Here is a 17,310-nt window from a genome sequence, read left to right on the forward strand (position 1 = left end):
AGGAAAATGTGTACGAAGGTGCAGTCCAGGAGCTGATCGACGAGCTCGGACGCCTTCCCGGTGTCGGTCCCAAGTCCGCCCAACGGCTGGCCTTCCATATCCTTGAAGCCGACCCCCAGGACATGAAGCGCCTCGTCGAAGCCATCACCACGGTGAAGGAGCGTGTGAAGTTCTGCACGGTCTGCGGCAACGTCACGGAGCAGGAGCTGTGCAACATCTGCCGCGACCCACGGCGGGACCCCTCAGTCATCTGCGTGGTCGAGGAGTCCAAGGACGTCTTGGCAGTGGAACGCACCCGTTCCTTCAGGGGCCGCTATCACGTGCTCGGCGGGGCGATCAACCCCATCGCCGGGGTGGGGCCTGAGCAGCTGCGGATCCGGGAACTCCTGACCAGGCTTAACGACGGCGCCATCCAGGAAGTCATTATCGCCACCGACCCCAACCTGGAGGGCGAAGCAACGGCCACCTATCTTGCCCGCATGCTGAAGTCCATCGGGATAATCGTTACCCGCCTGGCCTCCGGCCTGCCCGTGGGAGGAGACCTTGAGTACGCCGATGAGGTCACCCTGGGCCGCGCCTTTGAGGGCCGCCGGAACGCCCTCACCTAGGAATCGGGCACCGTGATCTTGGACGGGATCGGACCGCTTGTCACCGAACGGCTGGAGCTGAGGCTGGTCATTGGTTCGGATGCGGCTGCCATCCACCGGTTCCGCGGCAACCCCGCAGCCACCACCTACCTTTCCCACGGTCCACTCACGGAGGAGGCCAACGGGGAGAGGTTGGCGAAGGCGTTGGCATTGCAGGCGGCATCCACGCCTGAATGGTTCAACTACAGCTGGGGTATCGTCCTGCGGAAGTCCGGAGAGCTCATTGGTGATGCCCGGACCTGGAACACCACAGACTTGGCCTCTGCCGCCGTCGTTGCCCCTGGAAGGCACCCTATCGGGCACGCCGCACTTGCCTATGTCCTGCACCCGGATCACCAGCACCAGGGGTATGGCCGCGAGGCCGCCGCGGCCCTGGTCAGGTGGCTCTTCGCTGCATCCGGGATCAGCACCGTCGTCGCCGGCGTCTACGAACCGAACACCCCGTCCATCAGGCTCCTGCAAAATCTGGGGTTTCAGCAGGACCCGGCCCTCCTTACAGAGCCGCCGGGCGCCGGCAAAGCCTTCGCCCTGCTGATGTTCAGGCTGGACAGGCCTGCGGACTCAGCCGCCTGACCCTGACCTCCGCCCGAAGGCGAACTGGCCGCCGCCAAGAAAAGCCCCGGCCACGCCCAGTTGCAGGGCCACGCCGGCAGCGGCCAACGGCAGTTCGGCTCCTGTCTCCTGGCGTTCCCGGCCCTCCACGCAGGGCACCTGAGAGCCCTCCGCGGCATTCTGCAGCTCCCCCGGCAGCCACGCCAGCGAGTCCTCCCGGGGCTCGGTTTGTCCGGCCAGCAGGGCGAAGATCACCAGGGGATTGCCCGCCGCCAGCCACACGATCCGCTCCGTGTGGTAAACCTCAGCAAGGCCCTTGGATTCCGGCAGGCACCCCCAGGACACCGGACGGCCGTATTCATCCCGCTCGATATTGACGGCCACCACAACCCGTTCATACGACCTTACGGCGGGCAAGAGGGCAACGACGGCCATCACATTGCCCACCAGGAGCGTGATGGCCGCGGTCCACGCCACGAACCGGGCGGCGGTCCGGTTCGACCACGCTGACGCGCCTGCCGCGATCGCCCCAAAGACCAGGAGCTCAAGCAGGATTACTGCTGCCGCGACCCCGGCCAGGGCCGGCGGGGATCCGGACAGATACGCCAGAACGAGGAGGAAAACTCCGGCCGCCGCGGCAAAGGCCGCTCCGCGGCCACTGGCCGCCGCCCAGTCCAGGAGTGGACCGGCTGCACTTGCACCGGGACCTTCATCACGCTCAGCCCCCTTCAGGGCGGCGGCCTGATTAATCGTCCACCTGACCGCAACCACACAGGAAACCACGATGAGGGAGGCAGCCGTCAGAATGTAGGCCCACGTTAAGGCCTCGGGAGGCAGGTCTCCCCCGGTGACCACGACAATTGCCAGCACCAGCCCACAACACACTGAGCCCAGGAATGCCGCTGCTGTCAGCGCCCAGAACCTGCCGGACTGGACGCTGCGAAGACCGGCCTCCAAAGCCTGGCCGAGTACCGCGCGGGCGATCTGCGCGCCTGGAGGCGCCCCCTCCCCGTTCTCACCAGCAGGTTCATTGAGCGCCCCAGGGCCGATGGCCTCATAAACGGGTTCTTCGATGGGCCGGGACTTATCCGGCCAATCGTCGTCGTCAGGCACAGGCCGAGGCCCCCTTCCGATGTACAGCCCCAGCGCCCGCCGTCACCGGTGGATTCACCGGATGATCCAATCGTGATCTTCCGGAACAGGCGTGTCCAGTGGTGGCCTAGGCGATGCGGGTTCCCCGCGCCAGCCTGTGCGCTGGTGTCTGCAGTGCGCGCCATCCCAGCCACATGAGCAGCGCAGCGAGCAGCAACTGCAGGCCTAGCCCAAGCGGCCACAAGGGGGTTTCCTGCGCCAGATAACGGGGCTTGGCCTCGCCATTGGCACAAGGATAAGTGCCTTCGGGGCCGGCCATGGCGTAGCGCGCAGCCTGGCTGATGGATTCGATTGCGCCTTGCGGCGTGCCGAAGTTGCTGGTGGCCCGGACGGGATACGGAACCGCATCGGCCACCACCACGTAAGGGTTCATGGCCAGCATCCAGGCCACCCTCTCGGTGTGCACCGCAGGCCGCTCCACCAGGGGTCCGGAGCATGTGTACTCAGGTTCGGCCGGCATGGGCTGTTCCTGCAGCGGTTCATACGGCGAGTATCCACGCTGCTGCGCCTGGTTCGCCATGATGGTGCCCTGCGAGAGGCCCGTGCCGAGCCCGAACGAAATCAGGGAGCCGAAGACCAGCCCGGCAACAGCGAGATAGGTGACCACGATGGAGAACAGCGGCCTGCCGGCAAGGGCGGAAATTCCGACCCCGACGGCACAGACCACTCCGACTTCGACGGCCAGCATCAGCAGAGCCACCACAACATGGCCTGGCGTCATGCCGCCCAAGGCAACCCCGGTCACCAGGAACGGCGTGCTGGCCACCAGGAATGCCAGGGCCGCGAACCAGGCGGCCAGGAATTTGCCCCAGAGGATCTGGCCGGGACGGAGCAGGGTCACCTGCAGGATGGCCAGCGTGCCTCCGGCGCGGTCGCCGTTAACGGCGTTGGCGGACAGCGCGGGGGCCACCAGCAACGCGAAGAGGAGGACAAAGGCCAGCACCACTTCGAAAATCATGGATCCCGGGTCCTCGGACCCGGGAGGCATGTAATCGGAATAAGTCCGCTGCGCCTCCCGCTGGGCATTCCAGCTCGCCCACGTCAGCCAGGTCACCAGGCCGGTCAGAATAAACCAGATCGCCAGCATGATGTACCAGCCGCGGGACCGGAGCCGCTGCTTGAGTTCGAGGACCACCACATCGCGGATACCCGCGAAATAGCCGGCCGCCCGGCCATAGGCCGGCGGCTGACTCGTCACCGTCGCCTGGCTCATCGCCGCTCCCCCTCAAGGTTCATGTATGTCTCTTCCAAGGCACCCGAGGCGGGTGCGAAGGACGTGACCACGACGCCGGCAAGCACCAGGTCGCGCAGCAGGCGGGCGGCGTCGTCGTCGTTCAGCAGCAGCAGGCTCACGGAAGGCCGCCGGCCGTCCTCAACCCGGAAAGCAAGTCCCAGGTCCGTGAGCTTGGCGGCAAGTGCATCGGTGTCCGCCGCGGTGATGGCGTACCGGCGGCCGGCAGCAGCCGCCTCCTCAGTGGTCTGGTGCCGGACGGTACGCCCCCGGTTGACGAACACGGCGGCGTCGGCGATTTCGTCAAGCTCGCTCAGCACGTGGGAGGAGACAACAACCGCTTTCCCCTCCGCGGCCAGTTGGCGCAGCATCACCCGGAGTTCCACCCGCGATCCGGGGTCAAGGCCGGACGCCGGCTCATCGAGGAGCAGGACGGAGGGATCATGGATCAGCGCGCGGGCCAGGCTGAGCCGTTGCTGCTGCCCCCGGGACAGGACGCGGGCGGGCTGATCGGCGAGGTCGGTGAGGCGGACGCGGTCCAGCATTTCGGCAACGCGCTGCGCAATTCCGGCCTTGGGCAACCGGTAGAAGCGCGCCATCTGGGTGAGGATCTCGCGGGCTGTCAACGACTCCCAAACGCCCAGAGTGTCAGGCATCCAGCCGATCCTGCTGCGCACCTCGGCACGGTGGTGCTGCGGGTCCAGGCCGCCCACAGTGATGGTCCCCGAATCGGGCGCCAGCAGCGAGGCCAGCATCAGCAGCAGTGTCGTTTTGCCGGCCCCGTTGGGCCCGATCAGGGCGGTGACTTTCCCGGCCGGCGCATGGAAATCCATGTGCTCTACGGCGTGCACCTGCCCGAAGCTCCGGCTTACCGCCGTTGCGGTAATGCCCCCTTCGGTATGCTGTTCCGGCTCCGCCGGCGTCTCCGTTCCGTCCTGATTTGCTGTCATTCTTCCGGCACCTGTCCCCCAAAACCCGGCATGCACACTGACTATTCGAGCCTAGCCCCGGGGCATCATGTATGGGGCGGGCCCAGGGCTGAGATTCGGTCACAATTCAACGCCCCGGCGCCGACGGCGATAAACTGGACGGAAAGTCACGCCTTCGCGCCTTCCAAAGGGCCGTGCCTGACGTCCAGAACTCCGATTGATCCAGTGAAGGTACGCGCATGAGTACGCCCACTACCGAAGTGCACACAGCAACCCAGCCGCGGGAGCTGCCCCAGGGCGGCGCCGTGACCAAACAGCTGATCGTGCAGAAGTTCGGCGGTTCCTCCGTTTCGGACGCTGACGGCATCAAACGGGTGGCACGGCGCGTGGTGGACGCCCAGCGGGCCGGCAATGAAGTGGTGGTGGTGGTCTCGGCCATGGGTGACACCACCGACGAGCTCCTGGACCTCGCCGCCCAGGTGACCGACTCCGCCCCCGCCCGCGAGATGGACATGCTCCTGTCCGCCGGCGAACGCATCTCAATGGCCCTGCTGGCCATGGCCATCAACAAGTTCGGCGCCTCGGCCCAGTCGTTCACGGGCTCCCAGGCGGGCATGATCACCGACGGCATCCACGGCAAGGCGCGGATCATCGACGTCGACCCCCACCGGATCCGCACGTCCCTGGATAAGGGCCACATCGCCATCGTCGCCGGCTTCCAGGGCATGAGCCGGGCCACCCAGGAGATCACCACCCTGGGCCGCGGCGGCTCGGACACCACCGCTGTTGCGCTCGCCGCCGCACTGGATGCCGACGTCTGCGAGATCTACACCGACGTCGATGGCATCTACACCGCGGATCCGCGGGTGGTGCCGTCCGCCCAGAAGATCGACACGATCTCCAGCGAGGAAATGCTGGAGCTCGCGGCTTCGGGCGCAAAAATCCTGCACCTGCGCTGCGTCGAATATGCGCGCCGGTTCGGCGTGCCGCTGCACGTGCGCTCCTCATTCAGCCAGAACGAAGGCACCTGGGTCATCCCTAGCGCCGACGACAAGATCACCACTCAAGAGGGAGTTGCCTTGGAGCAGCCAATCATCTCCGGCGTTGCACACGACCGTTCCGAAGCCAAGGTCACTGTGGTGGGCGTTCCGGACATCCCGGGCAAGGCAGCCGCGATTTTCCAGGTCATCGCCGATGCACACTCCAACATCGACATGATCGTGCAGAACGTCTCCACACACGGCACCGGCCGGACGGACATCTCCTTCACGCTGCCCATCGTGGAAGGCGCGGACGCCTTGGCCGCCCTGAAGGCGGCGCAAGAGGAAATCGGCTTCGAGAACATCGAGTACAACGAACAGATCGGCAAGCTGTCCCTGATCGGCGCCGGCATGCGTTCGCACCCGGGCGTTTCGGCAACCTTCTTCAAGGCCCTGTCCAACGCCGGGATCAATATCAACATGATCTCGACGTCGGAGATCCGTATCTCGGTGGTCACGCACGCGGACCTGCTCGACGACGCCGTCCGCGCCATCCACAAGGCGTTTGACCTGGACAGCGAGAACGAGGCCACGGTCTACGGCGGCACAGGCCGCTAACCGCAGATTAAACGCAACGCGGGGTCATTTCCTGCCCGATAACCTTGGTTTATTAGGCAGGGACTGACCCCTCGTTGCGTCTGCTTCAGGACCGCTTGCCGAGTTCTTCACGGCGGACTGCGTAGTGGTGGCCTTCTGAGTCGCTTTCCACAACGAAGTGGGAAAGCTCCTCCTCGGAGGCTTGCTCAAATTCGTCATGCCTGTGTACCACCGGCGCATCCGTGTCGAGGGTCGTTGCCGGCCCGAAGACGAAGCGCAGCCTCTCAGTGAGGTTCATGAAACCGCTGAGTACGTGTGCCATATTTTCCACCCCCTTCCCGCATGCCGGGCGAAAAGGACCACCGGCCCTAACGGGGGCCGGTGCCCCTATTTTACGCCCGGGGACACAAAATGGCCCCGCACCGGTCAGCGGTTGAGGCCATTCAGGGGAGTTGAGACAGTGCGGCTGAGGCTCAGCGGAGGGACTGGTCGTCCCGGTTCTTGGGAACAACGTAGGTGCTGCCATCAGGGCGTTGCAGGGTTTCCCACTGCTGGCTTTCGACCTCGCGCTGGGCAAGGAGGCGCTTGTTCTCCTCCGTCATGTCATGGACCAGCGAGCTGCGGTTGGCCGGACCAAAAATAGCCCGCAGCCTGCCCGTCGCGCGCATGAACCGCTGGGACGCGTTTTCGCGCCCGCCTGTGCTTCCCTCGGCCATTGGAGCGACCCTTCGATAGAACGGATTCCTTCGTCCAGTGTACGCTAACAGTTCGTGCACTAAGTATCTGGAGGACCGTGATGACTGCCATAACCGGCGCTGGCCGGCACCAGGACAATGACCTCTTGCTGGAACAGCAGCTGTGCTTTGCCCTGACCGTGGCCTCGAGAAGTGTGGTGGGCGCGTACAAGCCGGTGCTGGAAAAACTCGGGCTGACCCACCCGCAGTATCTGGTGATGTTGTGCCTTTGGGAATCGGCGCCCCGCACCCTGCGCAGCATCAGTGACGCCCTGGCGCAGGCGCCCGCCACTATCTCGCCGTTGCTTCGCCGGCTCGAGGAGGCCGGATTCCTCACCCGCCAGCGGGTGGACGGAAACGAACGTACCCTTGCCGTTGGCCTGACACCTGCCGGGGCAGCGCTGCGCCAGCAGGCCCTCGCCGTCCCGGGCACCATGATGGAGCGGCTGGGACTGACCCGTGAACAGGTAAGCGAACTTCACAGGTCCATGATGGGACTCATTGCCGCTACCTCTGGAGGCAACCTGGACCCCGTGGCCGAATCCTGAAGATCCTGCCAGGGGCGTAAAATGGCAGCAACCTAGGAGGGTTCATGCGCTTGCGAACAGGACGGCCGCGGACACTTGGGCCCTTGCTGGCTGCCCTGGCCGTGGCCGGGCTCGCCGCGTGCTCCGCCACCCCTGGCGGCAACGCCCCAAGCACCGCCCCGTCGTCCGCCAGCACAGCCGGCTCGTCCGTCAGTCCCCCCGCGGGCACCTCCGACGTCCCCGCTCCGGACACGGAAACCTCCATTCCGGCGCCGTCGCCGTCGGCACCCCCGGCCCCGACTGCGGGACCCGGGACGGGAAATGCCGAGCTTTCCATCACGGTCAACCCCTCCCCCACGGAAACTGCCCTGAACTACACCCTGGTCTGCCGCGACGGCCTTCCTGTTGCGGAAAGCAAGCACCCCAAACCGGAGGCTGCGTGCGCCGCCCTGAAAAATAACGCCGCCCTCCTCAGCCCGGATGCCAAGGGCGCGCCGCGGGTGTGCACGGAGCAGTACGGCGGACCGCAGCAGGCCACTGTCACGGGAATTGTGGACGAGACGCCCGTGGATGCCACGTTCGCCCGCACCAACGGCTGCGAAATCAGCGCCTGGAATGCCGCCCAGGATGTTCTGGGCGGCAGCGGTGGAGCAGCTTAGACTGCTGGCGGCCGAGGCCTGGAGTGAGCGTGAAGCCGCCCACGCACAGCGCGTCCGCCGTTACGCCGATCCTTATCTCGCCCGCCGCTCGGCCGGCAAAAAGCACCCCGTAGAGGACTTCCTCTTCACGTACTACACGCAAAAGCCGGGCCAGCTCTTGCGGTGGCACCCAGGCGCCGGCGTCGTCCTTTCAGGTGAGCCTGCCATTGCCCGCACAAGCTGGAAGCACTACAGAAAGCTCGACGACGGCGAACTCGCCTCGGTCGGTCTGCCGCCGGGCAGCGTCGCGGTCACCTTTGACCGCCACAATTTCTTGGCCGACAGGCAGGACGCCGTTGCCTTTGCAGACATCATTCTCCGCGGCACGGCGGCGCGGCCGGCCCAGTTCGGCTGCTTCGGGCTGCATGAATGGGCCATGGTCTACCGCCAGGACAAGTTCGATCTGCGTCACGAGTACCTGAAGCTGAGGCTAGGCTCCGACGGAACGGACAAGGTGGTGGAGGACAACCGCATCAGGTGTTCACACTTCGATGCGTTCCGCTTCTACACTCCGGACGCGATCCCGCGCAATGAACTGGCGCCCACCCGCGAGAACCAGCGGCACATGGAACAACCGGGATGCCTGCACGCGAACATGGACCTTTATAAGTGGGCGTACAAGCTCCTGCCGGCCCTGCCCAGCGAACTGGTGATGGACTGTTTTGAGCTGTCGTGGCGGATCAGGGCCATGGACATGCAGGCATCCCCCTATGACCTTGAGGATTGGGGCTATCCCGCCATCAGGATTGAGACTCCGGACGGCAAGGCCGCCTACGTGGAACATCAGCGCTCCTTCGCGGCCGAGGCTGCGGCGCTTCGCGGCCGCCTCGCACACGCATTGGCGCTGCTGGGAACATTGAACATGCAGTGATCTGAAGGGATGAAATGGAAAGCGTGGAACGAACGCACCCCATAGACCTGACCATCAGGCTCAGGGAGGAACCGGACGCCGACGAATACCGGTTCCGGCTGGTCGCAGACGCCGGCCGGGTGATGGACGGATCCACCCTGCCGGATCCGGACGCCGCACTGGCAGCGCTGGAGCGGTACGGGCAGGACATCTTCTTTCCACTTCCAGGACCGCCGAAACTCTGCACGCAGCAGTACGGCGGACCGCAGGTTGCGCTGGTCACCGGGACCTTCCATGGCCGGGAGGTCAACGCGAAGTTCCAAAGGACGGACGGGTGCGAGATTGCCCGCTGGAAGGCCCTGGCCCCACTTTTGGGCGGCACAGCCGGCGCAACCGCCAGTTCCTGGACATGAGGCGTCCCGGCCAGCTCAGCTGACCGGGACGCCTCATCTAACTTCCGGGCACTGCCCCCTACGAGGTGGGGACGGCAGCCACCGATGCCATCGGAGGGGCACCTGCCGGGGACCCCGCCGTCGCCGGACCGACGTTCACGTTGATCCAGGTGCTGATGCCGTTCTCACCGAGGCTGAGCCGGGACGCGTACGTACCGTCTGTGAGTCCAGTCCAGTTGAGCGTGGCCGCCGTGGCCGTTCCGTTGGGTGCCAGGATCGGATTCGGATTGACCGTCAGGTTCCCGGCATCACCCTTGAATGAGACCGCCTGGACTGCGGCTTTGGCCGGCCCATCGTTCGGCGAGGCATACAGGTTCGCCACGATGTAATAGGTCCCTGCCCGGGGTGACTCAAGGTCCAGGAACTCGCTTGCTGCAGCCGTAGCCACCTGGGTTTGCACCAGGCCGCCCGTGCCGTTGGGCGCATAAACCAGCATGTCCCAGTCGACGTCGTTCGTCTCGGCCTGAATGCCGAGGCGGGCGAACGTGGCGCCCTCCGGAACGGTCACCCGGAGCAAGGCGTTGTGTTCGTCGTTCGTGGCCCGGAGGGCGCCGGGGGTTTTCGTGATGGCCGTCTGGCTTACCGGTGCCAGGCCTTCCACCGCTACACCGATCGGCCCGTCAGAGCCCGACACCAGATCCATGGTTCCGCTGCCAGTCCCGGTCACTGAGCTGAAGGAGAAGGACGGAGCGATTTGCGCATCAACGGGCCGGACGGCGATGGGCGAGCTGACGGTACGCGGGCCCTTCCACGTCAGTGTGCCGCTGGTGAACTTGCCCACGGGTGCGCTGACATTCCGGATGGTCAGGGTGACCTCACGGGTCTGGCCTGCCTTGGAGAAGTTCAGCACCTTGGGCTCCACCTGGACGCTGACCCCCGGCATGGTGACTTCCGGACGGTACAGTCCGGGAACCAGTGCGGTGAGCTGGCGCTTGACCGTTACTTCGCCCACCAGGCTGCCGAGTGCGATGGACGGAAGGTTCAGGTCGCGTGCCGCAATGGTTCCGGCCTGCGGTGCTCCCGTGTCCAGACCCTGCCCGTTGAGGAATGCCAGCCAGTCCTTGACGCCGGAGTCGTAGACAAGGCCCGGATCGAGCACGCGCAGGGAATCGATGTGGCCTGCGCCGCCCGCGAACGGATCCATATTCGGGGTTCCGTCTGCATTTAGCAGTGGGTAGGCCGTGGTCATCATCGCGGACTTGACCGTCGCGGGGCTCCACTTCGGCTGCTTGCTGAGTACCAGGGCACCAAAGCCGGCAATGTGTGGAGCTGCCATGGACGTGCCGGACATGAATCCGAACTGGTCGCCGTCGTTTCCGATCGTGGATACGCCGGCCAGGACGTTGACGCCGGGGGCCGAAATGTCCGGCTTCAGGAGGTCACCGCCGGATGCCAGGCTGGGGCCTCTGGAGGAGAACCCTGCCACCTGCGGGGCCGGAGACTGCGGGTCTCCGGTGAGGTCGCCCTTGACGAGGCTGACCGTGAGCGCCGTGTTGGCAGCCAGCTTGGACTTGAGTTCAAGGCTCTTGGGGGCGTTGACGTGGACCGTGGGAAGGACATGGTTGTCGGCGTCCTCGGAGCTGTTGCCGAGGTTCACCAGGATCATGCCCACGCCGCCCCTGTCCATGACCTCCTGGCTCTTGGCTGTACGGTCCACCACGCCGCGGTCACAGACCACAACCTTGCCGGCGACCATCGCGGGGTCCAGGCTGCCTGGGCCGCAGAGGTTGGCGTTGGTGACGCCCGCTGCTGCTGCAGCGGCGGCGACGACCACCGGCTTGTCAGCAACTTCGGTCTTCATGATGGAGGCGCCGCGGTACAGGGTGCCGTCCGAGACTTTCACGGTTCCCAGCAGGTCGCTGGGGAACGTGGACGCCGCAACGGTGGTCAGCCAGGGGGAAGCATGGTTAACCGTGGAGACAGTCGGGCCGGAGTTTCCTGCGGAGGCGGAGACAAAGACGCCGGCTGCGGCTGCGTTGAGGAATGCCAGTGCCACAGGATCGGTGGTGCTGTCCGTGTTGCCGGATATCGAATAGTTCAGCACGTCAACACCGTCCTTGATGGCAGCGTCGATTGCCTCGATGGAGGCTGACGAGTAGCAGCCGCCGGTAGCGGGGTTGTCGTCCTCCCAGCAGATCTTGTAGACGGCCACTTTGGCCGCAGGTGCAACACCTGAACTCTTGCCGAAGCTCACGCCGTCGAGCACCTGCTCCACATTGGCGTTGCCGGCAGCTGTGGTGGCGGTGTGGGTGCCATGGCTTCCCACGTCAACCGGGGAAATCAGTTCCTCCGGCGCGCGGTGTTCCGGGGCCACATACTTCAGGAAGGAATCAGCGAAATAGCGTGCGCCCACAACCTTGGAATTGCACAGGGTTCCGTCGAACGCAGCGCCGGTCCCCGTGCCCTTCTGGCATTCGCCTTCGAAGGTGGTGCCGTCAGCTTTGAGCATGGCGATTTTGCCCTCGCTGCTGCGGTAGGGCACTCCCACCTGGGCATTTCCGCTGAGCGGCTGGACCGGCTCACCCTGCAGGAACGGGTTGTCCGGCGCATACCCTGAATCGATCACACCCACCACAACACCCTTACCGGCGTTCTGCTCCCCGCCGAACCGGGTTGCCCACGCACCCTGCGCTCCGGTGAGCTTCAGGAAGTCGTTGGTGGTGTAGTCGGGAGTATTTTCGACGTCGGGAGCAACGGTCAGTACACGGTCGTCCTTGGCCAGCCCGGTTGCCTGGGCTGCGGTCAGCTCGGCCGTGAAACCGTTAAGGGCAGCCGTGAACTGCTTCGACGGCGTCACCCCCTGCTCCGCGGCGACCTCGCTCTGTACCTTGCGAAGGTGGGCGTCGTAGGCCTGGTAATTGGGGCTGCCCGCATCGAGCTTGCGGCCGTTCTGTGGCTTTGTAGCACCCAGACCGGGGGTCTCTCCTTCGTAGGCCGCAGCGGCCTTGGCCGCAAGGACCACAATGTACTTGCCGTCTTTGAACACTGTGGCTGCAGTGTTCCTGGCGGCTATTGCCGTGTCCTGACCGGCGGGCGCCGCGGTAGCGGGGCTCATCGCCAGCGAGGTGAGGAGCAGCGGAAGGCCCACGGCCAATGCCGTCGCCTTCCTCAGTCCCCCGCCCCGTACGGGGCTCTTTTCAGTTGATTTCACGAGCGACTGCACCTTTCACGAGGAAAACGGGCCGGCCACGTTGCCGGTCTGAAGCAGCTGGAACGGCACAGGCGTATTACAGGTCCTGTAATACGGTGAGACCAGCGTATTCACACAGTACAGACTGATAGCTCAATATGACATAGGACACAGAACGTGTTTTCGGTGCCGTCATACGGGCGGAGGCGCGGCCGCTTCATTCCGGCGATAGCGCCTGCGCCGTCGCACGAAAAAGGGCACTCCCCTTGACGGGAGCGCCCTTAGTGAGCCGGTGTGCAGGAGGTTCTACTCGCGCGGAGCCTCGCGTGGCGTGCGGACGACGTCGCTGATCCACTGGCGGGTCTTTTCGTCCACGGGACCGGCCACGCGGTTTTCCCGCGCCGCCTTGTCCGCAAGGATTTTCTGGAAGACCATCCTGCCCAGCCCGGCGAATACCGCCGCGGCGACGAACGGCAACAGCACGGATTTCGATTTCTCAGCCATTCCGCCATCCTAGTGACGCTGCACCCGCAGTGCCATAGCCGCCGTCGTTCTCCACTCGTTGAGGAGGGCCCCCAAAGTGATGACGGTGACGGAGCCCACCGAAATACGGGGTCAAGCGCTCCGGCCGGTAGAATGGGATAGCAAGCTCGCGGAGCGCCCGTCCACACTGTTGCAAACAGCAATCTTCACCTCTGGAACGGCGTAAGACGGCGTGACTCCGCTGCGCCCTTACCCAATGCTCACGCACAGGAGTTGCCGGATGCCCCGGATCGTTGTTGACGTCATGCCCAAGCCCGAGATTCTGGACCCGCAGGGGAAGGCCATCGTGGGTGCACTCCCCCGCCTGGGTTTCACCAGCTTTAGCTCTGTCCGTCAGGGCAAGCGTTTTGAACTGACGGTCGACGGCGAGGTGACCGACGCAATCCTGGCCCAGGCCCGCGAGGCAGCCGAAACCCTGTTGTCCAACCCGGTGATCGAGGACGTCGTCAACGTCGAGGTCGTCGAGGCCTGAGATGACTGAACTCCCCCTGATCGGCGAGGCAGTCGCCGTCGCCGCCGAGCCGCGGCTCGCTGGCGCCCGGATCGGCGTCGTCACCTTCCCCGGCACACTGGACGACCGCGACGCCGCCCGTGCAGTCCGGCTCGCAGGCGGCACCGCGGTGCCGCTCTGGCACGCCGACACCACCCTCGGTGACGTGGACGCCGTCGTGATTCCCGGCGGTTTCTCCTACGGAGATTACCTCCGCGCCGGTGCTATTGCCCGTTTCGCGCCGCTGATGTCCAAAATCATCGACGCCGCCAACTCCGACGCCAAGCTGCCCGTACTGGGTATCTGCAACGGCTTCCAGATCCTGACCGAATCGCACCTGCTGCCCGGCTCCATGATCAAGAACGACCACCTGAAGTTCATGTGCCGCGACCAGGTCCTGCGCGTGGAAAACAGCAACACCGCCTGGACCCTGGACTACGAGGCAGGCCAGGAAATCACCGTTCCGCTGAAGAACCAGGACGGCCAGTACATCGCCGACGAGAAGGTCCTGGACGGCCTCGAGGCCGAAGGCCGCGTGGTGTTCCGCTATGTCGGCTTCAACCCCAACGGCTCACGCCGCGACATCGCCGGCATCTCCAACGCCGCCGGCAACGTGGTGGGCCTTATGCCGCACCCCGAGCACGCCGTGGAGGTGGGCTTCGGCCCGCAGTCGCTGGACGGCATCGGCGGGTCCGATACCGATGGCCTGGGTTTCTTCACCTCCGTTTTGAACAAGATTGTGGGAGGCGCCAAGTGACCACGGAAACCACCAAGAAGTTCAACATCGACACCGTCGAAAACGCCGCCAAGACGCCGGACACCGAGCTTCCCTGGGCCGAACTGGGCCTGAAGCAGAACGAGTTCGACGAAGTAGTCAAGGTCCTGGGCCGCCGCCCCACCGGCGCCGAGCTCGCCATGTACTCGGTCATGTGGAGCGAGCACTGCTCCTACAAGTCCTCCAAGAACCACCTGCGCCAGTTCGGCGACAAGGTGACCGAGGAAATGAAGAAGGACATGCTGGTGGGCATCGGCGAAAACGCCGGCGTCACCAACCTGGGCGACGGCTGGGCCGTGACGTTCAAGATCGAGTCCCACAACTCGCCGTCGTTCGTGGAGCCCTACCAGGGTGCGGCGACCGGCATCGGCGGCATTGTCCGCGACATCATCTCCATGGGCGCCCGCCCCGTGGCTGTGATGGATCCGCTCCGCTTCGGCGCCATCGACCACCCGGACACCGCCCGCGTCATGCACGGTGCTGTTGCCGGCATCGGCGGCTACGGTAACTCCCTTGGCCTGCCCAACATCGGCGGCGAAATGGTCTTCGACTCCGTGTACCAGGGCAACCCGCTGGTCAACGCACTGGCTGTCGGCGTTATGCGCCACGAGGACATCCGCCTGGCCAACGCCTCGGGCAAGGGCAACAAGGTGGTGCTGTTCGGTGCCCGCACCGGCGGTGACGGCATCGGCGGCGCCTCGGTGCTCGCCTCCGAGTCCTTCGACGACACCAAGCCGTCCAAGCGCCCCGCCGTCCAGGTGGGCGACCCCTTCGCCGAGAAGGTCCTGATCGAGTGCTGCCTCGAGCTGTTCAAGGGCTCGCTCGTTGAAGGCATCCAGGACCTCGGCGCCGCAGGCATCTCCTGCGCCACCTCGGAACTGGCCTCCAACGGCGACGGCGGCATGGAAGTTGAGCTGACCTCCGTCCTGCTTCGCGACCCCACCCTGACCCCGGGCGAAATCCTGATGTCGGAGTCGCAGGAACGCATGATGGCCGTGGTCACCCCGGAGAACATCGCTGCTTTCGAAGCGGTCATGGACAAATGGGCCGTGGAGTACTCCTGGCTCGGCGAGGTCACTGACACCGGCCGCCTGATCATCACCTGGGACGGCGTGGTGATCGTGGACGTTGACCCCCGCACCGTGGCCCACGACGGACCGGTCTACGACCGCCCGTTTGCCCGCCCCGAGTGGCAGGACTCCCTCCAGGCGGACACCTTCACCGGCTCCGTCCAGGACGCCGGCCGTCCCTCGTCCGCCCCGGCGCTGGCAGCTGCTGTCACCGAACTCATTTCCTCGCCGAACATGTGCAGCAAGGACTGGATCACCAACCAGTACGACCGCTATGTCGGCGGCAACACCGCCCTGGCGTACCCGGACGATGCCGGCGTGGTCCGCGTGGACGAGGAAACCGGCCTGGGCGTTGCCCTGGCCACCGACGCCAACGGACGCTACACCTTCCTTGACCCATACCACGGTGCACAGCTGGCGCTGGCCGAGGCGTACCGCAATGTGGCCACCTCCGGTGCCGTTCCCATGGCCGTCAGCGACTGCCTGAACTTCGGCTCCCCCGAGGACCCGGACGTCATGTGGCAGCTCGCCGAGGCCATCCGCGGCCTGTCCGACGCCTGCATGGTGCTGGGCATCCCGGTCACCGGCGGCAACGTTTCGCTCTACAACCAGACGGGCACCACGCCCATCCACCCCTCCCCTGTGGTGGCAGTTCTCGGAAAGCTCGACGACGTCGCCCGCCGCACGCCGTCGGGCTGGCGTGAGGATGGCCAGGCCATCTACCTGCTGGGCACGACCGCGGCTGAACTGGACGGCTCCGAGTGGGCAAACATGCGTGGCCACCTCGGCGGACTGCCGCCCAAGGTTGACCTCGCCGCAGAGCGCGCATTGGGTGAAATCCTGATCAACGCGTCCCGCGACGGCATGGTCGATTCCGCTCACGACCTCTCCGAAGGCGGCCTCGCGGCAGCCCTGGTTGAGTCCTCGCTGCGCTACGGTGTGGGTGCCCGGATCGCTTTGCAGGATGTCATGGACCGTGACGGCGTTGACCTGTTCACGGCCCTGTTCTCCGAAACCCAGGGCCGCGCCATTGTTGGTGTGCCCCGCTCGGAGGAGATCCGGTTTACGGACATGTGCACGGCCCGCGGTTTCGCCCACACCCGCATCGGTGTAGTGGACGCGGCCAGCGGCGAGCTGGAGATCAACGGCGTGGACACCCTGTCCCTCGATGCCCTCCGCGAAGCCCACGAGGCGACGCTGCCGAAGTACTTCGGCTAGCCCTTCCCCAAGAGCAACGCGGGGTCACTCCTCGCCCGATAATCCTCCGGGATTGGGCGTGGAGTGACCCCGCGTTGCTTTAATCTTCGCTGTGGAGCTCCCGCTGACGTGAACTGAGCAACTCAAATTCGGGCCGGTTCGCCACGAAGCGTTCGACGGCGGTGAGCACCTCCATGAGGTGCGCCCGGTCTGCTGCCACCAGGCCCGCGCCCACCTGCGAGCGCCGGTACTGTTCGTGGCCGCCTACTTCAGCGACAGACACATCGAACCGGCGCTTGACCTCGGCCAAGAGCGGCCTGATGACGGAGCGTTTCTCCTTCAGGCTCTGGACATCGCCGAGGAGGATGTCGAACTCAATCCAGCCGATCCACATGTCCCCATCGTAACCACGGGGTCAGATGGTGAGCTCGCCCATCCGGTCCCACCCGTCGCCGTCGAGCTGGCGGCTGATGATCTGCGGGGTCTCGGCCAGGGCCTGGGGCATGTCCGCCATGGCCTGCTTGAAGTGCGGGCTGTTGACGTGGTCCGCGGCGGCGTCGTCCTTGAAGGCTTCCACCAGGACAAACTCGTGGGGGTCCTCCACGCTGCGGGACCAGTCGAACCACAGGTTGCCGGGCTCCTGCCGGGTGGCCTGGGTGAACCCGTCGACGAGGCCGAGCCAGCGCTCGGACCAGTCGGGTTTGACCTTGAATTTGACGACGATGAAGATCATGGGATTTCCGTTCGTTTCCGGGA

General features: G+C 65.4%; 19 protein-coding genes. 10 read left to right on the forward strand and 9 right to left on the reverse strand.

From position 1 onward, the window contains the following. The first annotated feature begins 8 nt into the window (after nt 1-8). Together recR and ABIA70_RS12860 are read left to right on the forward strand one after the other, a co-directional pair. Nucleotides 9-608 (forward strand): recombination mediator RecR, encoded by a 600-nt coding sequence (gene recR / locus ABIA70_RS12855; RefSeq protein ID WP_354147950.1) that lies wholly within the window; start codon nt 9-11, stop codon nt 606-608. Between the two features lie 12 nt (nt 609-620). Continuing rightward, complete coding sequence (locus ABIA70_RS12860; RefSeq protein ID WP_354147951.1) at nt 621-1,220, forward strand: GNAT family N-acetyltransferase; 600 nt, start codon at nt 621-623, stop codon at nt 1,218-1,220. Here the strand turns inward: ABIA70_RS12860 and ABIA70_RS12865 are convergent. From ABIA70_RS12865 to ABIA70_RS12875, 3 genes are all read right to left on the reverse strand, one after another. Further along, the gene (locus ABIA70_RS12865) at nt 1,209-2,312 is read right to left on the reverse strand and encodes a hypothetical protein (RefSeq protein WP_354147952.1); all 1,104 of its coding nucleotides are present in this window, start codon (nt 2,310-2,312) and stop codon (nt 1,209-1,211) included. The two genes, ABIA70_RS12860 and ABIA70_RS12865, sit on opposite strands and share 12 nt — an antisense overlap. 106 nt (nt 2,313-2,418) lie before the next feature. Further along, on the reverse strand, nt 2,419-3,564 hold the full coding sequence (locus ABIA70_RS12870; protein ID WP_354147953.1) for an ABC transporter permease: 1,146 nt from the start codon (nt 3,562-3,564) through the stop codon (nt 2,419-2,421). Continuing rightward, nucleotides 3,561-4,532, reverse strand: a complete 972-nt coding sequence (locus ABIA70_RS12875; protein ID WP_354147954.1) for an ABC transporter ATP-binding protein — start codon at nt 4,530-4,532, stop codon at nt 3,561-3,563. Before ABIA70_RS12875 ends, ABIA70_RS12870 begins: the two co-directional genes overlap by 4 nt. A 218-nt stretch (nt 4,533-4,750) precedes the next feature. Between ABIA70_RS12875 and ABIA70_RS12880 the strand changes: the two genes are divergently transcribed. After that, on the forward strand, nt 4,751-6,109 hold the full coding sequence (locus ABIA70_RS12880; protein WP_354147955.1) for an aspartate kinase: 1,359 nt from the start codon (nt 4,751-4,753) through the stop codon (nt 6,107-6,109). Nucleotides 6,110-6,194: 85 nt separating this feature from the next. Here ABIA70_RS12880 and ABIA70_RS12885 read toward each other — a convergent pair whose 3' ends face one another. Next, nucleotides 6,195-6,410: a hypothetical protein gene (locus ABIA70_RS12885; protein ID WP_354147956.1), complete on the reverse strand. Its 216-nt coding sequence runs from the start codon at nt 6,408-6,410 to the stop codon at nt 6,195-6,197. A gap of 151 nt (nt 6,411-6,561) precedes the next feature. Continuing rightward, the gene (locus ABIA70_RS12890; protein WP_354147957.1) at nt 6,562-6,804 is read right to left on the reverse strand and encodes a hypothetical protein; all 243 of its coding nucleotides are present in this window, start codon (nt 6,802-6,804) and stop codon (nt 6,562-6,564) included. Nucleotides 6,805-6,884: 80 nt separating this feature from the next. Here ABIA70_RS12890 and ABIA70_RS12895 point away from each other — a divergent pair, with 80 nt between their 5' ends. The 4 genes from ABIA70_RS12895 to ABIA70_RS12910 are packed head-to-tail and all read left to right on the forward strand — an operon-like array spanning nt 6,885 to nt 9,310. Continuing rightward, nucleotides 6,885-7,370 (forward strand): MarR family winged helix-turn-helix transcriptional regulator, encoded by a 486-nt coding sequence (locus ABIA70_RS12895; RefSeq protein ID WP_354147958.1) that lies wholly within the window; start codon nt 6,885-6,887, stop codon nt 7,368-7,370. Nucleotides 7,371-7,414: 44 nt separating this feature from the next. Then, the gene (locus ABIA70_RS12900; RefSeq protein WP_354147959.1) at nt 7,415-8,008 is read left to right on the forward strand and encodes a serine protease inhibitor; all 594 of its coding nucleotides are present in this window, start codon (nt 7,415-7,417) and stop codon (nt 8,006-8,008) included. Further along, the gene (locus ABIA70_RS12905; protein WP_354148308.1) at nt 7,977-8,918 is read left to right on the forward strand and encodes a 3-methyladenine DNA glycosylase; all 942 of its coding nucleotides are present in this window, start codon (nt 7,977-7,979) and stop codon (nt 8,916-8,918) included. The genes ABIA70_RS12900 and ABIA70_RS12905 overlap by 32 nt, the downstream gene beginning before the upstream one ends. A 14-nt stretch (nt 8,919-8,932) precedes the next feature. Then, the gene (locus ABIA70_RS12910; protein ID WP_354147960.1) at nt 8,933-9,310 is read left to right on the forward strand and encodes a serine protease inhibitor; all 378 of its coding nucleotides are present in this window, start codon (nt 8,933-8,935) and stop codon (nt 9,308-9,310) included. 58 nt (nt 9,311-9,368) lie between these two features. On the opposite strand, the gene ABIA70_RS12915 is transcribed toward ABIA70_RS12910, so the two are convergent. Both ABIA70_RS12915 and ABIA70_RS12920 read right to left on the reverse strand, forming a co-directional pair. Next, a complete protein-coding gene (locus ABIA70_RS12915; RefSeq protein ID WP_354147961.1) occupies nt 9,369-12,500 on the reverse strand; it encodes a S8 family serine peptidase in 3,132 nt (1,043 codons plus the stop codon). Nucleotides 12,501-12,785: 285 nt separating this feature from the next. Further along, the gene (locus ABIA70_RS12920) at nt 12,786-12,983 is read right to left on the reverse strand and encodes a hypothetical protein (protein ID WP_354147962.1); all 198 of its coding nucleotides are present in this window, start codon (nt 12,981-12,983) and stop codon (nt 12,786-12,788) included. Between the two features lie 259 nt (nt 12,984-13,242). On the opposite strand from ABIA70_RS12920, the gene purS reads away from it, so the two are divergent. From purS to purL, 3 genes are read left to right on the forward strand one after another with little or no spacing between them, the layout of a single operon-like run. Next, entirely contained in the window at nt 13,243-13,494 is a 252-nt protein-coding gene (gene purS / locus ABIA70_RS12925) for a phosphoribosylformylglycinamidine synthase subunit PurS (RefSeq protein ID WP_056631212.1), read from the forward strand. A gap of 1 nt (nt 13,495) precedes the next feature. After that, on the forward strand, nt 13,496-14,269 hold the full coding sequence (gene purQ / locus ABIA70_RS12930) for a phosphoribosylformylglycinamidine synthase subunit PurQ (RefSeq protein ID WP_354147963.1): 774 nt from the start codon (nt 13,496-13,498) through the stop codon (nt 14,267-14,269). Continuing rightward, nucleotides 14,266-16,575 (forward strand): phosphoribosylformylglycinamidine synthase subunit PurL, encoded by a 2,310-nt coding sequence (gene purL / locus ABIA70_RS12935; RefSeq protein WP_354147964.1) that lies wholly within the window; start codon nt 14,266-14,268, stop codon nt 16,573-16,575. Before purQ ends, purL begins: the two co-directional genes overlap by 4 nt. A gap of 79 nt (nt 16,576-16,654) precedes the next feature. Here the strand turns inward: purL and ABIA70_RS12940 are convergent, their stop codons facing one another. Beyond that, entirely contained in the window at nt 16,655-16,948 is a 294-nt protein-coding gene (locus ABIA70_RS12940; RefSeq protein ID WP_354147965.1) for a DUF503 domain-containing protein, read from the reverse strand. Nucleotides 16,949-16,969: 21 nt separating this feature from the next. Continuing rightward, a complete protein-coding gene (locus tag ABIA70_RS12945; protein ID WP_354147966.1) occupies nt 16,970-17,287 on the reverse strand; it encodes a putative quinol monooxygenase in 318 nt (105 codons plus the stop codon). Nucleotides 17,288-17,310: the final 23 nt, after the last annotated feature.

Origin of the sequence: Arthrobacter sp. 754 (genome assembly GCF_040548695.1) — a bacterium.
GTDB lineage: Bacteria > Actinomycetota > Actinomycetes > Actinomycetales > Micrococcaceae > Arthrobacter.

Bases quoted from the DNA above. Each gene is read 5' to 3' on its own strand.
- purS (WP_056631212.1), top strand. From the start codon at position 13,243: ATGCCCCGGATCGTTGTTGACGTCATGCCCAAGCCCGAGATTCTGGAC.
- ABIA70_RS12885 (WP_354147956.1), bottom strand. From the start codon at position 6,410: ATGGCACACGTACTCAGCGGTTTCATGAACCTCACTGAGAGGCTGCGC.
- ABIA70_RS12895 (WP_354147958.1), top strand. From the start codon at position 6,885: ATGACTGCCATAACCGGCGCTGGCCGGCACCAGGACAATGACCTCTTG.
- ABIA70_RS12875 (WP_354147954.1), bottom strand. From the start codon at position 4,532: ATGACAGCAAATCAGGACGGAACGGAGACGCCGGCGGAGCCGGAACAG.
- ABIA70_RS12890 (WP_354147957.1), bottom strand. From the start codon at position 6,804: ATGGCCGAGGGAAGCACAGGCGGGCGCGAAAACGCGTCCCAGCGGTTC.
- ABIA70_RS12900 (WP_354147959.1), top strand. From the start codon at position 7,415: ATGCGCTTGCGAACAGGACGGCCGCGGACACTTGGGCCCTTGCTGGCT.
- ABIA70_RS12940 (WP_354147965.1), bottom strand. From the start codon at position 16,948: ATGTGGATCGGCTGGATTGAGTTCGACATCCTCCTCGGCGATGTCCAG.
- ABIA70_RS12880 (WP_354147955.1), top strand. From the start codon at position 4,751: ATGAGTACGCCCACTACCGAAGTGCACACAGCAACCCAGCCGCGGGAG.
- ABIA70_RS12945 (WP_354147966.1), bottom strand. From the start codon at position 17,287: ATGATCTTCATCGTCGTCAAATTCAAGGTCAAACCCGACTGGTCCGAG.
- ABIA70_RS12920 (WP_354147962.1), bottom strand. From the start codon at position 12,983: ATGGCTGAGAAATCGAAATCCGTGCTGTTGCCGTTCGTCGCCGCGGCG.
- ABIA70_RS12905 (WP_354148308.1), top strand. From the start codon at position 7,977: ATGTTCTGGGCGGCAGCGGTGGAGCAGCTTAGACTGCTGGCGGCCGAG.
- ABIA70_RS12870 (WP_354147953.1), bottom strand. From the start codon at position 3,564: ATGAGCCAGGCGACGGTGACGAGTCAGCCGCCGGCCTATGGCCGGGCG.
- purQ (WP_354147963.1), top strand. From the start codon at position 13,496: ATGACTGAACTCCCCCTGATCGGCGAGGCAGTCGCCGTCGCCGCCGAG.
- ABIA70_RS12910 (WP_354147960.1), top strand. From the start codon at position 8,933: ATGGAAAGCGTGGAACGAACGCACCCCATAGACCTGACCATCAGGCTC.